The sequence below is a fragment of the Pseudodesulfovibrio sp. zrk46 genome (assembly GCF_012516435.1).
Taxonomy (GTDB): domain Bacteria; phylum Desulfobacterota; class Desulfovibrionia; order Desulfovibrionales; family Desulfovibrionaceae; genus Pseudodesulfovibrio.
In genome coordinates, this window is record NZ_CP051216.1 from 3326010 (window position 1) to 3341895 (window position 15886).

General features: G+C 44.4%; 9 protein-coding genes. 5 read left to right on the forward strand and 4 right to left on the reverse strand.

Features of this window, described 5'->3' with window-relative positions; genetic code table 11:
• Position 1: 1 nt before the first annotated feature.
• Together HFN16_RS15015 and ettA are read left to right on the forward strand one after the other, a co-directional pair.
• On the forward strand, positions 2–832 hold the full coding sequence (locus tag HFN16_RS15015; protein ID WP_168891531.1) for a 2-oxoacid:ferredoxin oxidoreductase subunit beta: 831 nt from the start codon (positions 2–4) through the stop codon (positions 830–832).
• A gap of 100 nt (positions 833–932) precedes the next feature.
• The gene (gene ettA / locus HFN16_RS15020; protein WP_168891532.1) at positions 933–2615 is read left to right on the forward strand and encodes an energy-dependent translational throttle protein EttA; all 1683 of its coding nucleotides are present in this window, start codon (positions 933–935) and stop codon (positions 2613–2615) included.
• Positions 2616–2690: 75 nt separating this feature from the next.
• Here ettA and HFN16_RS15025 read toward each other — a convergent pair whose 3' ends face one another.
• The 3 genes from HFN16_RS15025 to HFN16_RS15035 form a co-directional block, all read right to left on the reverse strand.
• Positions 2691–4958, reverse strand: coding sequence for a GGDEF domain-containing protein (locus HFN16_RS15025; RefSeq protein WP_247648350.1), 2268 nt, complete (start codon positions 4956–4958; stop codon positions 2691–2693).
• A 181-nt stretch (positions 4959–5139) separates the two neighbouring features.
• Positions 5140–7386, reverse strand: a complete 2247-nt coding sequence (locus tag HFN16_RS15030) for a carboxyl transferase domain-containing protein (RefSeq protein WP_168891533.1) — start codon at positions 7384–7386, stop codon at positions 5140–5142.
• Between the two features lie 11 nt (positions 7387–7397).
• Positions 7398–8816 (reverse strand): biotin carboxylase N-terminal domain-containing protein, encoded by a 1419-nt coding sequence (locus tag HFN16_RS15035; RefSeq protein WP_210772207.1) that lies wholly within the window; start codon positions 8814–8816, stop codon positions 7398–7400.
• Between the two features lie 247 nt (positions 8817–9063).
• Here HFN16_RS15035 and HFN16_RS15040 point away from each other — a divergent pair, with 247 nt between their 5' ends.
• Positions 9064–10326 carry an FAD-dependent oxidoreductase gene (locus HFN16_RS15040; protein ID WP_168891535.1) on the forward strand — a complete coding sequence of 421 codons (1263 nt, stop codon included), beginning with the start codon at positions 9064–9066 and terminating at the stop codon, positions 10324–10326.
• 60 nt (positions 10327–10386) lie between these two features.
• Here the strand turns inward: HFN16_RS15040 and HFN16_RS15045 are convergent, their stop codons facing one another.
• A complete protein-coding gene (locus tag HFN16_RS15045; RefSeq protein ID WP_168891536.1) occupies positions 10387–12615 on the reverse strand; it encodes an adenylate/guanylate cyclase domain-containing protein in 2229 nt (742 codons plus the stop codon).
• A gap of 198 nt (positions 12616–12813) precedes the next feature.
• On the opposite strand from HFN16_RS15045, the gene HFN16_RS15050 reads away from it, so the two are divergent.
• On the forward strand, positions 12814–14136 hold the full coding sequence (locus HFN16_RS15050) for a TolC family protein (protein WP_247648351.1): 1323 nt from the start codon (positions 12814–12816) through the stop codon (positions 14134–14136).
• A gap of 52 nt (positions 14137–14188) precedes the next feature.
• On the forward strand, positions 14189–15880 hold the full coding sequence (locus tag HFN16_RS15055; protein WP_168891538.1) for an ATP-binding cassette domain-containing protein: 1692 nt from the start codon (positions 14189–14191) through the stop codon (positions 15878–15880).
• Positions 15881–15886 lie beyond the last annotated feature (6 nt).

Consider the following 15886-nt stretch of genomic DNA (forward strand, 5'->3'; position numbering starts at 1 on the left):
CATGGCAAACATTGATGTATACGGCGAATTTGAGACCTCTTGGTGTCCAGGCTGCGGTAATTTCTCGATTTTGAAATCCTTGAAGGAGGCCTTGGCGGAGTTGGATATCCCTCCACATAAGCTTATGGTGTCTTCCGGAATTGGACAGGCTGCAAAGATGCCACATTATATAAATTGTCACATGTTTAACGGACTACATGGGCGCTCTCTGCCGGTGGCACAAGGTATGAAGATGGCAAATCCGGAAATGACAGTTGTCTGCGTATCCGGTGACGGTTGCTCTTATGGCGAAGGAGGTAATCATTTTACAGCGGCCATTCGGCGCAACTTGGATGTGACCTTGCTGGTGCACAATAATCAAATTTATGGACTCACCAAAGGGCAGGCTAGCCCGACAACTGCACGAGGGCATGTGACTAAAGCTCAGCCCGATGGCGCAGCTTCCGATGCGTTTAACCCGGTGGCTGTGGCAATTGCACAAAAGGCTGGATTTGTTGCCCGTGCCTTCAGTGGAGAGCCTGAGCATCTTGTCGGAACAATCAAGGCAGCAATTGAGCATGATGGTTTTTCCTTAGTGGATATTTTGCAGCCCTGTGTTTCCTTTAACAAAATCAATACATTCTCATGGTACAAAGAGCGTGCCTATATATTGGATAATCACGATGAAACCGACTGGTGCGCAGCATTGATGAAAGCTGGAGAGTTCCCCGATCGCATTCCCCTTGGTGTACTCTATCGCAAGATGGAACCACACAATGGGGATGGCGTATTACTCGCCAAGCACGAGTATGCGAAATCGGACCTGAAAGAATTACTGCAATCCTTTGCTTAGCAAGGATTAAAGGGGCTTCGTGGCCCCTTTTTGCTTTACAAATCTGGGTAACTCTGAGAAGGGTTCTTTCCCATAAGAAAAATTGTTTTGCGAGGTAGCGATGAGCAACGAAGCAGAAAAAATCATCTATTCGATGTACAAGGTGACTAAACGTCACGGTCAGCGTGAAGTGCTGAAAGATATTTCACTTTCCTATTTCTACGGAGCCAAGATCGGTGTGCTCGGTCTAAACGGTTCCGGTAAGAGTTCTCTGCTTAAAATTCTGGCAGGTGTGGATACCGAATTTGATGGTGAGACGCAGGTAAAGGATGGTTTCACTATCGGTTACCTTGAGCAGGAACCTTTGGTGGACGAAACCCGTACCGTGCGTGAAATCGTTGAAGAAGGTGTCGGAGAAATCATGGATATCATCCGTGAATACAACGAAATCAACGAAAAATTCGCCGAACCAATGGATGACGATGAGATGAACGCTCTTATCGAACGTCAGGGGCAGGTGGGTGAGCTCATGGATGCCAAAGGTGCATGGGATATTGATTCCAAGCTTGATATGGCCATGGATTCCCTGCGTTGCCCCCCCGGGGATACTCCGGTGAACGTCATTTCTGGTGGTGAAAAGCGTCGCGTAGCGCTTTGCCGTCTATTGCTTCAGTCTCCAGACATTCTACTTCTTGACGAACCCACCAACCACTTGGATGCCGACTCCGTTGCTTGGTTAGAAAAGTTTCTTTCCACCTTCCCTGGCACAGTAATCGCGGTTACTCATGATCGTTACTTTCTTGACAATGTGGCAGGGTGGATCCTTGAACTTGACCGTGGACGTGGCATACCTTGGAAGGGTAATTATTCCTCTTGGTTGGAACAGAAGCAGAATCGTTTGGCTCAAGAAGCGAAGCAGGATGCTGAACGCCAGAAGACGTTGGCCCGCGAACTTGAATGGATCAAAATGTCTCCCAAAGGGCGTAGAGCAAAGGGCAAGGCTCGCATTAATGCATACGAAGCTATGGTTTCACATGAGTCCGAGCGTTTGGCTGACGATCTCCAAATATACATTCCTCCGGGACGCCATCTCGGCAAGCAGGTCGTCATTGCTGAAGGTGTTAGCAAGACCATGGGGGACAAGCTTCTTGTGGAGGACATGAACTTTATCCTGCCTCCTAATGCTATTGTCGGTATCATTGGACCTAACGGTGCCGGTAAGTCTACACTCTTTAAGATGATTATTGGTGAGGAAAAGCCCGATTCAGGTGAAATGATCATCGGCCAGACTGTTGATATGGCCTACGCTGACCAGAATCGTGACTCTTTGATTCCCGGTAAAAGTGTATACGAGATCATCAGCGAAGGTGCTGAATTCATCAAGCTTGGCGAGCGTGACATAAATGCTCGGGCTTATTGTTCCAGGTTCAATTTCACTGGTTCAGACCAACAGAAGTCCGTTGACGTTCTCTCTGGAGGAGAGCGTAACCGAGTTCACATGGCCCAGATGCTTAAATCTGGTTCTAACGTGCTCTTGCTTGACGAACCTACTAATGACCTCGACGTGAACACTATGCGTGCCTTGGAGGACGGTCTTGAAAACTTTGCCGGCTGTGTGCTGGTTATTAGTCACGACCGCTGGTTCCTCGATCGTATCGCCACTCACATTATTGCTTTTGAAGGCGATTCTAAAGTTGTTTTCGTAGAAGGCAATTATAGTGACTACGTGCAGGATCGTAAGAAGCGTCTCGGCGTAGACGCCGATCAGCCTCATCGAATCAAATTTCGGAAGTTGACTCGGTAGTAAACTGAAATACTGAATAAAAAAGCCCCAGTCAGTTGGCTGGGGCTTTTTTATTCAGTATAGAAATATTCACAATTAGCAGGAGCCGAGAGGTGGTCTTCGATCCATTGCAACTGAGTTGCCAGGTTTGGACTTGGCGAATTTTTTAATATGGGCAGCGCGTTCTCCTATTTCCATTAATGAACATTGACCACATATTTCAATTACCCCGAGTGATATTGAAACAAGTGGAAATCGACCTTTCTTTCCGTCACGTCCCTTTGCTTCAATCCACCCTCGTTTACGATCCTCTTCACAATAACAATTTTTGACGAGTCGACCAAAACATCGGATGACTGATGTGCAAATGCGTTCAACTGTATCGGGGGAAGTTATTAACACGAAATCATCCCCCCCTATGTGACAAAGACTTGCATTTTTCCCTGCATGTTTTTTAGTGGCCCAACTCATAATGTCTGCGGCCAATCGTATGATTTGATCTCCATTCTTGAAACCATAAGTGTCATTATATACTTTGAAATGGTCCAAGTCTCCGTAAATTATACTGAAACGACGTTCTTGGGCTATCCGACTTTCTACTTCTTGCTCAATAGAGACATTACCGGGAAGACCAGTAAGAGGGTTTGTCCCTTTCGCCATTTCCACTTGGATTTTGGCCATTGCATTCAGAAGATCCTGAACGGATACCATTCCGTATAGATATCCTTTTCTGGTTACAATGATATCATCGTATGCTTTGAGTGATTCTCGTTGCATCGCCTTGCGGGCTACCTGCTCAACTGGCATATCTATGTCGACGATTAGCGGCATATTATCCATGACTGTTTCAACAGGACGCCTAAAATATAAAGCAATCCCATATCGTGAGGATAGTTGTCTATTCAAATGATATTCCATCACTAGGCCACGTGGGATGTTATTGTCGGCTACTATTATCGAGGAAAACCTGTCATTAGTTTTAAAAAACTGTTGTGCGTCTGAGACCAGATGTGAAGGAAGAATTGAGTGGGGCGGTTTAGCGAGATCTCCGATTGGAAGAGAACAGGTTATGGACTTGCTGGCAACTTCATTTACCGATTGGAGTTCTTGACATTCCTTAGTCAAATTAGGCTTTGGTTTGTCTGGACGAGCAAGAAAATACCCTTGCCCACAGTGCACACCAATATCTTTTAGACAAACAGCTTGTTCTTTGGTTTCTATGCCTTCAGCAATAATTTGTGAGCCTATTTTATCAGCAAAAGTAACAGTAGTTTCGACTAGAGCGCGCTTAACTGGGTCTTTGTGAATCTGATCAATTAATGATTTGTCCAGTTTAATATATTCTGGCTGGAGTTCCGCAATAGTCGTTAACCCTGCATATCCGGCTCCTGCATCATCTACTGCAACTTTAAAACCTTGATTGCGATAGTGGTCTAAGGTGCGGTAAAATAATTCAAACTCTTGGACGCTATGGCGTTCAGTAATTTCGAAAACGACGTTGTCAGAAGAGAGTCCAGCTTGCTCCATAAGTTCTAAAGTTTTGCCAGGGGAGAACTCGGGGTCAGCCATTGTTTTGGGGTGAATATTAAGGAATAGTTTTTGACCTTCTTTTAGCTCTCCGGCATTGGCAATTGCAGATTCTCGACAAAGTTTTTCTAAAGCAAATAGACGCCCTAGGTGTTCAGCCGTTTCGAAAAGAATGACAGGTGAATGAAAAGAATTACCTTTGGGCCCTCTTGTTAGAGCTTCCCATCCAATAATATTCCCGGATTTAAAATTGAGAATCGGTTGATAAAGAGTAGAGACCATTCGTTGTGCTAAAATTGAATTGAAGCGCCTGGCTATAGACAGTCCTTTCATATTCAAAGGCAAACGAAGCATTTTTCGAGCTTCATCAATACCTGAATTGAAATGTATTTTTGAGTTTGTCTCATCCGTATAGTTAACAGTCGCGTAGCCCATGCCAAGATCAATTCCCAATCCCGTTTGGCGGAACATTGTTTTCTTTAGAGCATCTTGGGCGTTAATTTTGTACTTGTAGCCAATATCCGCCGGGGCTGAAGTCTGGGGCACAACAAAGGCAAGTTCTCCAGGGCCAACTTTAATAGCTTCGCTATTAGAACCACCAAGAGATATGTTCAGGTTCTGCTTAAGTTCAAATTCAAGTTGCTCTATGAAACCTTCGCCGTACATTTCTTTCAGAATATAATAGTCTTTTATGGCAATTAGAATGAGAGCTTGCTCTTGGTAGGGAATAAGACTTTTTGTGGCCAAAAGTTGATCAGGTAATTCCATGTGCATTAGTGCCCCTTCACTCGCGCGTGCGCGCTTATTCAATATTTTTTTGAGTAAAGAACTCGTCATAGAAGTCTTCCTAGTCGAACTTAATGTGTTGTTGTGAAGACATCAGCTTTCAAACTCAGCAAGTCTACATTACAGCTACAGACAAATGTTACCAAAAAGTGACGGGTGTATGCTGGTTTCGTAGAAATAAAAAAGGCGACAGTCGAAACTGTCGCCTTTAAATTATGAGTATTGGGTTAGACTATCGGTAATATAGATTGCGCCCACCAATTGTCAGGAATGCTTGGTGCAGATTTTTGCGGATATCCTTACGACTCCATACGCCTTGAATATGCCCACGAGAAAGAGCTTTGAAGCAATTATGGTAATCCGGTGGTATTTCGATACCAGTCGTTTCTTTGATGACGCCAGGGCCTGCAAAACCGAGTCGTGAGGAACGAACTGCAAATTGATAAGGAGAGCAGCCAAGAAATGAAGCCACTGGACCTGCGTAAGAGTTGGTATCATACAGTACTATATAAAGGCCGCCTTCTTCAATATACTTTCGCACAGCCATAGTGACCCTAGGCATCTGAATCAGCCCATTCACTCCTTCCTGAATACGGATGCCGGCAGTTCCGTGAACATAAGCCAAGAACGGCTGATGTTTTGTTTGTGCCAACTCAAGAGCACGAATGAATTTTTCGCCTTCCGCTGCGCCGACAGAACCACCACGGAAGTTGGCGACTAATGTGGCACAAGTCAAATGCATACCTTCAAGAGTTGCATTGAAAGTTATACAGCTTGACTCGAGGCCTGTCTTTTCCTTTGCAGCACTTACCCGTTTCTCAAAGTTCGGGAAGTCTGTGGGGTTGCCTGAAGCTATATCGCGATTGAATTCGCGGATTGTTCCTTTGTCAAAGATATTGTGGAGATACCATTGATATTCCATAGGGAAATTGTAGCCACAGTGAGGGCATACCCCTGCGAAATCGGTGAACAAATCACGGGCCCAAATGTCTAGGCAGCCACGTTTTTCTGCATGAGGGCAGGTGATCTCTCGATCCTGTCGAGCTTGCGGGCTAATATATCCGTTTCCGTTAGTCATTAGCTCTTGGCTTTCATCTACTTTGGAAAGCCCCGTAAGTTCGATTGCCTGCTTTTGTTCTTCTTGGGTTTTTACTCCAAATTTTTTCATTATAGCGCGATACGCGGCATCCATGCGACCAGTGACGACATGGATCTCATCAGTAGCCTCTTCCATGAAGCGTGAAATGCGCTGTTTAAAAGGTTTAACAATTCCATAAAGAAGTGCAGAAGTGGTGCTAGATACGATTCGTGTACTGGTTGCATTTAGCCGTTCCAGCATTGAGCGGTTATCTTGATATGCGCTCTGCGCCAATTTACGGTATTTTTTGAATCGACGGACGATCAGACGCTGGCGAGCCTTGTCGCTTAGAGACCAACGAACAATGATGTCTGTGTGCTTTCGAAAATGACGAAGCGCAATAGCACGAAACAATGAAAAGCCTCGCACTGACAGGGTGACTTCGTCGGTTGCACGAACTACTTGCTCTCGAACTTGTTTATAGAATTCAAAGTGGTCTGCACGGGCTCCCAAGGAAGGTTCTTCGATAATTTCATCGATATATCCATTCTTGAGATTATCCTGTGCAGTGATACGTTGAGAAATTGCACAAGATTCGATTAATTCCACTGGGGCTCGCTCAGAACCACGGATACGGCCTTCAATAGCTGCAGCCCCTTCCGGAGATATAACCGAATAATACCCATGAGAAAGCATGAGACGTTTATCTGCCATACCAATGGCTTCAGCGCCACCTGAGCCACCTTCGGAAAAGATGGCAATGATGGGAACGGGCAAGCCCGCCATTTCGTATATATTTTCTGCAATCTGCTGTGCAGCTCCAGGAAAGTCCTCAATTGGATAGGAACCTGGAGTGTTTACATATGCATGGATGGGGATTTGCTCTCTAGCAGCGACTTTCATGTATTTGAGAGCTTTGCTATTACCCCAGGGTTTGATCGAACCACCATTACGGAATTCCTGACCATGACCTTTTTCTTGGCCAACGACCATGACAGGTTGGTTAATGATTTTCTTTCCTTTACGGCGGGAGATGTAGGCTCTAGCGATAAGCATACCTGGGTCGATGGAGTGTTCATCCATGCCACCAATCTCGGTATAGTTATCGTATACGTTTTCCAAAATGTCTTTAAGGCAAACACGTTGAGGATGACGAACGATTCGCACCTTATCCATGGCAGTTAGCTGCGCATCGATTGCTGATTCCATGGTCGACAAGCGTTTGTCCAACGATTGTACAGCCCGTTGCGCCATATCTTCAGAGGCCACACTATATTTGGCCGGGAACGCCTGAATCTCTTTTGCAAAGGCATCAAGCTCTGGGCGGGCCTTGTTGCCCAAGATGTCACGGGTGTAGTTTACCCGTTCCAAGAGTTCATTGAGTTTCTTGTCTATATTCATAACATATTGGGTTAGAATTCAAGAAGATTTTCCGTCTTTTCGATGAGGAACGGAATGTTTGACTTCATGGCAAGCCCACTGGAGTCAATACCGTTGAGACGGAGGTCGTTGAGGAATGCCACACCACGTTCCTTGGCTTCTTTAAGGTCTTTACCCCAGATGATGGCCAAAGCGAGGTTGGGATCGTATTCAGTTGGAATCTGATAGGGACGATCCTGAGGAACATGAGAATGGAATTTGACCCATTCTTGATTCGTTAAAGCAAGTTCTTCAATTTTACCGACCCATGGTGTGAATCCATTGTCAGTATCCTCAGCAATGAGTCGATACTCAATTGATACACCATCAAAGGTTACATCATCCTGAGTGTAGCCGAGATCTTCACCTAAACCGATACGAATCTGTTCACGGATTAGGTTTACATCCGGATTACCCTTGACTTTCGCAATGTCTGCAGAAACACCGTTCTCTACCTGAATACGAGTGTTTACTTCCATCAGAAAAGGTTCACCTTGAGGTGTTACGATCCATTCCCAGGTGCCTACGTTGTCATATTTGATCTCACGAGCAATAGAGAGGGAATATTCAGTAATGTCGTCCAGAAGCTTCTGTGCGTCGAATGTGTAATTAAGGTCTTCAGGACAGAATCCTGGAGCGACCTCAATGCGCTTTTGGAGACCCGGAGATTGCACCGAGCAATTACGAGTGCCAAAGTGAACTGGATTGGTTCCGGAACGATCTGATACAATCTGGACTTCAAGATGATTGAAGTTAAAGACACGCTGCTCAATCAGGATGCCTTCGTCGTTGAAGGTCCGGAGAGAGAAGTTGCGGATACGGCGATAAGTCTGGCGAAAGCGAGCCATATCTTCGCATTCGTCAATTCCCATTCCACCGCCACCAGCTGAAGCTTTCACCAAGACGACAGGGCGTTTGATCCCCATTTGCTCTTGAAATTCAAAGAGGCTTTCGGCAATGGCTTCAGCTTCAAGTTCATCGTAAATTGCTCGATCAGAGCCGGGCACAGTTGGAACACCGAGCTTACGAGCAAGTCTTTTGGTGTTGATCTTATCACCCAATTCTTGAATAACATTCCAAGAAGGGCCTATAAAAGTCATTGGACGGTCTCGCTCGACAACACGACGGGCAAAACGATAGTTCTCTGAAAAGAAGCCGTAACCCGGATGGATGGCTGTTGCGCCAGCTTCGTCGGCTACGGACAGGATATCACCTGCATCAAGATAGTTCTGGATTCGGTAAAGCGACTTTTCGCCGCCTAGTTTACGGGCCACATCAATATGGCCAGAGTCTCTGTCTTCATTGGTATACAAGGCGACGAAGGGGAGGCCTAAATCATGACAGGCTTCCATGATCCTTACGGCGATTTCGCCTCGATTGGCTATAAGTACTTTATTACCTTCAATGCTCACGGAATCATCATCTCCTGAGATTTGGTTTTGAAGCTGCATTAAATAGCCTTTCTTTAAGTGTATTGCAAATATTACAATCATCTGTTTTTATTTATTAATTTTCACTAAAACGATAAAACGTCTGTTTAAATTCATAGTTATGGATTTTTGACAAAAAAATAGGTAAAAAACAGTTCGCTCAAAAGAGGTGAGGTTGGTTTTGTCATAATTGGCAATATATAAAAGATCAACTTGAGGGGGAGAGTTTGTGAATTACGTAATTGTCGGAAATGGCGTGTCTGCCATCGGTGCCATTGAGGGCATCCGTCAGCAAGACAAGGATGGGAAGATTCTTGTTATTAGTGACGAAGCTGTGCCCACTTACGGGCGTCCGCTAATTTCTTATTATTTATCGGACAAAATTAAATTTGAAACCCTCCCATTTCGGTCGGAAGAATTTTATAAAAGTAATAATGTTGAGATGCGTCTCGCATCTCGAGTAATCGGGATTGATACAAGCTCAAAAAAGCTAACATTGGATTCGGGAGATACTGTCTCTTATGGGAAATTATTGCTTGCTACAGGTGGGACACCTGTAAAGCCGCCGCTCCCAGGCATAGATGGTCCTGGCGTTCACAACTTTACAACTGTTGCACACGCTGAAGCCCTTAAAGAGTTGGTGGACAAAGTTCAAAAGGTTGTTGTTATTGGCGCGGGCCTGATTGCCTTGAAAGCTGCCGAAGGTTTCGCAGAAAAAGGAGTGGACGTTACAATCGTAGTTCGCTCTCGGATTATGCGCACTTACTTTGACGAAACAGCAGGTGATTTAATCGTCAACCATCTAGAAAAAAATCGTATTAAATTCCTTCAGGGGTGCGGCACTAAAGAGATCGTCCGATTCGATGATGGCACCATAAAGGGCGTTGAAACCGATCAGGGTTTGGTTGAGGCCGATGTAGTTATTGTCGCGGCGGGCGTCAGACCCAACATGGGCTTGGCAGCTCAAGCCGGAATTACAACTGGTCAAGGGATACGAGTTAACGACTACATGGCAACGAGTGATAGCGATGTCTTTGCAGCTGGAGACGTCGCAGAAGCCAAAGATATGCTTACCGGTGAGTATACAGTGCGTCCCATTTGGCCCAATGCTTACTCTCAAGGTCGATATGCGGGGATAAATATGGCTGGAGCTGACAAGCCATATTCAGGTGGCATGTCGATGAACTCAATCACGTATTACGGCCTTCCTACAATTTCTGTAGGTGAAACCAATGTCGAGGGTAAAGATGGATACGAAACCAGCATATACCTTGATGAGAAGAGCTCTATTTATCGTAAGCTGATCTTTAAAGATGATATGCTCGCAGGCTGCATTTTGATTGGTGAGATCGATGCAGCTGGATTCTATACTAGTTTTATTAAAAACAGCTTTAAACTTGATGCCGAAGCCAAGGCACGGCTGATTGAGGGGGATCCATCTCCAGCGTTATGGCCAGATGAATTTATCGAAGGAATGATGAACAACCCCTAAATCAATCACATTAGGATCAAAAAAAGGCCGTATAATAATTACGGCCTTTTTTTGATTGATTTACTTTGTCTTGTGGGTGAATACTCCATCCCAATCATCGCCCGGATGTTCGTCGATAAGATGATCGCAACGCTCAATGTACAATTTGTAGAGCAAAGGCTCCATCTCGATTGCGTCCAATTCTTCAAACAACTTTTTGGCTTCAGTGAATTGCTTTTTTAAATATAATTCATGAGCCTTTTCGTATTTATCAAGCTCTGCTTGGCGCTTTTTGGCGTCATCATAGCGGTATGATGTATATATTGTAACTGGTTCAACTTTTCCCTTAACTCGTACGCTATCAAGAATACGAAAATAGTATTTTCCTTCACAGGCATCCACAATGGTCTGGCTGACGATTAACTTTTGTCCATAAAATTTGGTCAAACCTTCAAGGCGTGAAGCAAGGTTAACATTGTCACCGATAAGAGTGTAGTCAAACAAGTCCGCAGATCCCATATTGCCAACACGGACAGAACCAGAATGAATTCCGAGTCCTACCGCAATAGTAAAGCCATACTTCTCAATAAATATTTCATTGAGATCGCCAAGCTTTTCTATCTGTAATAGTGCTGCTTCTAAGGACTTTTCTTGATGATTCTCTATGTCTAAAGGAGCATTCCAAAAAGCCATGACAGCATCGCCGATGAATTTATCGAGTGTTCCCTGATTTTCCGTGATTATACGAGTCATTGGAGTGAGGTAATCATGAAGAAGATTGGTTACCTGCGTTGGGGTCAACTTCTCTGAGAGAGATGTAAAACTTCGTACATCTGAAAATTGGATCGTAATGTCCTTCTCTTGCCCCTCTAGTGAAAGTGCATCTGGGTCTTCCATAATTTGTGAGATGACTGATGGAGCTAGGTAGTGAGCAAACGCACCATGGATGAATTTCTTTGCATGTTCCTCTCGCCAGAATTTTATCATGGTCAATAATAAGAAAGTTAGGGCGAGGTTGATGTAAGAATAGAGTGGTGAAATATATAGTTTGTGTTCCGTGTAAAGCTCGGTCGATCCATACCACATGCCAGCGCTAGCGACTATTAGAGGGATAATCATCCATAGAGCTTTTGCCCACATAAGTAGGAAAGTGGTAGCTAATCCGATCGATAGCATTGCTATAAATTCTACACCAGTTGCCCAATCTGGTTTGCTTATGAAGTCCTTAGACCAGATGTTGTCGATGATTGTTGCGTGAGCTTCTACGCCTGGGTAGCTTGGATCCAGTGGCATAGCTCTAATATCTTTAAGGCCAGCCGCAGAGGTTCCAATGAAAGCGATTTTACCCTGAAGTTCCCCTGGCAGGAGTCTTTTGTTGAGAATGTCGCTTGCACTGATATATCTAAAAGTTTTAGATGGTCCTCTATAATTGATGAGCATTCTGCCTCGATGGTCTGTAGGAATGACTATCTTTCCAAATCGAACAGATTCAATTCCTGAAGTCGACATTTTTACTACCACAGATTTTATTCCTGTTGCCTGCATGAGGGCGGCAAGGGCTAAGCTGGGGTAGTATTTGTCGTTCCAACTAAATAAGAGTGGAACTTTTCGATAGATAGAATCTTCGTCTGCAGCAATTGTAATGAACCCTGTCCTTTGTGCAGCCATAGATAAAACGGGGAGTGGGCAAATTGCTTCCTCTGCCTTGAATAATACGTCATGAGGGGAAGGGGAGCCAGGTACAGATAGTACTGCAACTTTTGCAGGCTTGATAAAACAATCTCTAGTTTGATGAGCGATCCCTTCTTCTATGGAAAGAGCTTGCGTAAGAAAGTCGATGCCGAGGACAAATGGCCCCGTTTTCAAATAATGTGCTAGAAGTTTGTCATTGTCGCGCAACGATTCTGGCAAGCCTTCAATCTTTGTATCCAGCTTCAGTTCTTTCTTCCATTGCTTTTGAAGAATTGAAGGGGATGTTTTATCGGGTTCAACGAAAATGATATCGGTTGCGACTGAGGCTGCGCCATACGCTTGGAGCATTTTCAATAACATTGCTACTCTATATCTAGGCCATGGCCATTGCCCCATTTCGGCAAGACTTTTTTCATCTATATCAACAATAATAGGTATATCAGTCGCATTTGAACTGTGATATTTTGATAAATATTGGTCGTATAATTTGTTGTCAAGAAAGCGTAAGAACTGAGGCTGAATAGCAAAAAGGGCGGCCATCAAAACCGAAGCACCTATGCCCACTGTCAGTAGAATCAACTGATCCACTTTAAATGCTTTCTTAAAGAAACTGAGCATGAGGTCTCCTTTGCTGTTCATATTAATAAAAAAGCAACTGCTAATGTTCTTTAATTTATAACTAAAATAGATTAACTGTTGCTATAAATAATTATTTTTTATAATGTGTTTGTGACAATTTACTAAATTTGCATCTAATTGTCCGAAATTGTTGCTAATGAATTTGACATGAAGTTTTTATACATACGGGAGAGGGCTTTGAAAAGTCTGTTCAAAGTTAATCTGATTGTTTTGCTGGCCTGTGTCATTGCATTTGGTGGGGTAAATGTGGTGAACGCTCAGGAAGTGCGCGACCTTAAGCTCGATTCACTTCTTGAGGAATTGGTTAAGAGCCATGATCGTATTAAGGCTTCAGAAGCGCAGCTTGAATCAGTCAAGCATCAGCTTGAAAGTGCTAAGGGGGCATGGTTGCCTCAGGTTGATGCCACCATAGAAGGGGGCAAGGAAAATATTAAAAAGCCTGACAACAAGGAAACCCAGTTCACTCGTAATGAACAAACAATCAGTGCAACCCAACAACTATTAGATTTTGGAGCTGTTTCTGGCCCGGTTGACGCTGCAGCTGGACAGGTTAAGGAGTATGGTGCGCTGCTCTCTCAAACAAAGCAGGAAATAGTTGCCCTTGGTATTACTGCCTACTTGCGAGTTGTGCGTTCTCGTGAACTTGTTAAGTATGCGAAGCGTTCCGAGAATAGTGTCAAAGAGCTTTCCGGCATGCAAGAAGTGCTGGTTGAAAGAGGTGCTGGCTATTCATACGAAGAACTTCAAGTTAAAGGGCAACTGGCAGGGGCTCAATCATATCGAGTTACGCAGGAAAGGGAGCTTCAAGCTTCAGTTAATAATTTTAAATCCGTCTTTGGTTTCGCCCCTACTGAGGAAGAGATCCTCTTAATGGATACAGTTCCTGTCCCCCGTAAATACCTTCCAGGTAGCCTTGATGATGCCATTGCCATTGCGTTTGACAACAACCCTATGCTTCTTGAAACTCAATATTCTTTAGAGCGCCTTGAAGGCGACCTCAGGACTCAGCGTTCTGGATATTTCCCACAACTTGAGGCAGTTCTTGAGGCTGAACGTAAAGAGAATGATCAGGGTACATCTGGTTTACGTTATGAACAGCGTGGCACGCTTGCTATTAGTTACAACCTGTTTTCAGGCATGCAGGACACTGAGAACATTCGCTCTGTTAAGTCAGAAATGACGAGTGCTCGGCGTACCTTACTTGACCGTAGACGCACTGTTGAAGAAAGTGTTCGCAATGCATGGCTTGAGTTGACGACCTTGCGTCAGAACTCTGAATTATATGAAACTCAGGCAAATATTACTTGGGAATTTTTGGGTCTGGTCAAAAAGAAGAAGGCGACAGGTGAAGAGGTTCGTCTTCTTGACATTCTTGTTGGCGAAAGAGATTATATTAACGCCATTAGTGCGAAAGTAGCTACAGACATTGACATCATTATTGCCGGATATACGCTTCTGTACGAGATGGGACTCATTACGGAAGACATTACCGAAATTTAGTTAGTTCAAACAAGGCCATTTGTTTATAATTCTCCATCCTTGAGGAGTTGGTATGAACGAGCTTTTAAGACGGCTGTTCCGATCCAAGCCTCTTGCGGTGGAGATTGTTATAGCATCATTGTTTGTCAACATTCTGTTTCTTGCTTCTCCAATCTTTGTCATTCAAATCCTGAGCCGTTATATCGGCTATGGTTTCGACGGAACTCTATACACACTTACGGCAGGAATGTTGATTGCCCTTGTTCTTGGAATGGGCTTCAACGTCGTCAGGACAAAGATGTGTGCTGCGGTGAGCGCAGAACCTGATCGTCAATTACAAGCCGCAGTACTTGATGCATTGTCTCAGCTTAAAACAGCTGCATTAGACCGCATTCCACAAGCTAAAATCCAAGAAGTTATGGCTGCTCCCCAAACTGTGCAAGGCGCATATGAGGCATCCCGAATCGCTTCTGTGCTGGACATGCCTTTCTTCGTATTGTTTTTTCTGGCAGTCTTTTTCCTTAGTCCTGTTCTTGCAATAGTGACTTTGTTAGCTGTGATTATGACAATGATCGCAGGTAAAATGAATATGAATCGTTCTCGCAGTGTAGACAGTACAATGCGAGAAGTTCTTGTTCAGCATCGTGGTGGTGTCAACTCAGCAATTCATGGGGCTGAGACCGTTCGTGCATATCACGGCGGTAGTTTTCTTAGAAGCATATGGATGGGACAGGTTGAGAAGCTGGCGGAGTTGCGTGAGAGGATCGTTGTTCAAAAGAGCTGGTCACTGGCTATCGTACAAGGTCTAAATTCATTGTTGAAAGTTGCAATTTATGCCGTTGGAGCTAAGCAAGTCGTTATGGGAGAACTTTCTGTTGGCTCCTTAATCGGCGCAAGCATTCTTTCTGCCAAAACACTTCAGATCTCTACAAGTTTCATGCAATCTGTTTTGATGATGGGGAAAGCAAACGACGCTATGCGCATGATCAATGAATTCATTGGCTTACCGAGAGAAGCTAGTGGTGGAACTGCCATGAAACAGTATTCTGGGCGCTTAGAATTCAAGGATGTTGCAATTGCCTTTCCGGGGGCAACAGGGCCCTTGTTTGAGTCATTGAATTACTCCATTGAACCAGGTTCTGTTGTTGGCATCCTCGGAGCAAATGGCGCAGGAAAGACAACCCTATCTAAATTAGTTGTAGGTCTCTTAGATCCCGGTCGAGGACAAATATTGGCAGATGGTGTTGACTTACGCCAGCTTGCTCCAGAGTGGTGGCGACGCCAAATAATGTATCTTCCGCAAGAACCAACATTTCTCAATGGATCGTATAAAGAGAATATTACGCTTTTGAATCCTGATATTGATGATGCTAAGCTTAATGAAGTAGTTCGTCTCGCTGATTTACGACGGTTTCTTGATAGTAGTGCAACTGGAATGGAAACTTTTGTTAAGGAAGGGGGGCATAACCTGCCACTAGGTATTCGCAAGCGTCTAGCCTTGGCTCGTGCTTTAGTTGGGCAGGGGCGTATTGCGGTATTTGACGAACCCACTGAAGGATTAGATGTTGAAGGCGCAGAAGCTGTATTTCAGGTGATGAATTTATTGGCTAAACAAGGTGTTACGCTTTTTGTCGTTTCTCGGGATCCTAATATTATTAAAGGGTTCGGTAGTGTCATCGATCTTAATAGCAAACCTATCCCTAAGGTCGGTGTCATACAGAAGAAAACAGCAGCACCTGAACAGGGTGCGTCAATGAAGTCTTAGGTGGTG

What these genes read in the sequence shown, in the direction of transcription:
- HFN16_RS15015 (WP_168891531.1), top strand. Translation starts at nt 2, where the DNA reads ATGGCAAACATTGATGTATACGGCGAATTTGAGACCTCTTGGTGTCCA.
- ettA (WP_168891532.1), top strand. Translation starts at nt 933, where the DNA reads ATGAGCAACGAAGCAGAAAAAATCATCTATTCGATGTACAAGGTGACT.
- HFN16_RS15025 (WP_247648350.1), bottom strand. Translation starts at nt 4,958, where the DNA reads ATGACGAGTTCTTTACTCAAAAAAATATTGAATAAGCGCGCACGCGCG.
- HFN16_RS15030 (WP_168891533.1), bottom strand. Translation starts at nt 7,386, where the DNA reads ATGAATATAGACAAGAAACTCAATGAACTCTTGGAACGGGTAAACTAC.
- HFN16_RS15045 (WP_168891536.1), bottom strand. Translation starts at nt 12,615, where the DNA reads ATGCTCAGTTTCTTTAAGAAAGCATTTAAAGTGGATCAGTTGATTCTA.
- HFN16_RS15055 (WP_168891538.1), top strand. Translation starts at nt 14,189, where the DNA reads ATGAACGAGCTTTTAAGACGGCTGTTCCGATCCAAGCCTCTTGCGGTG.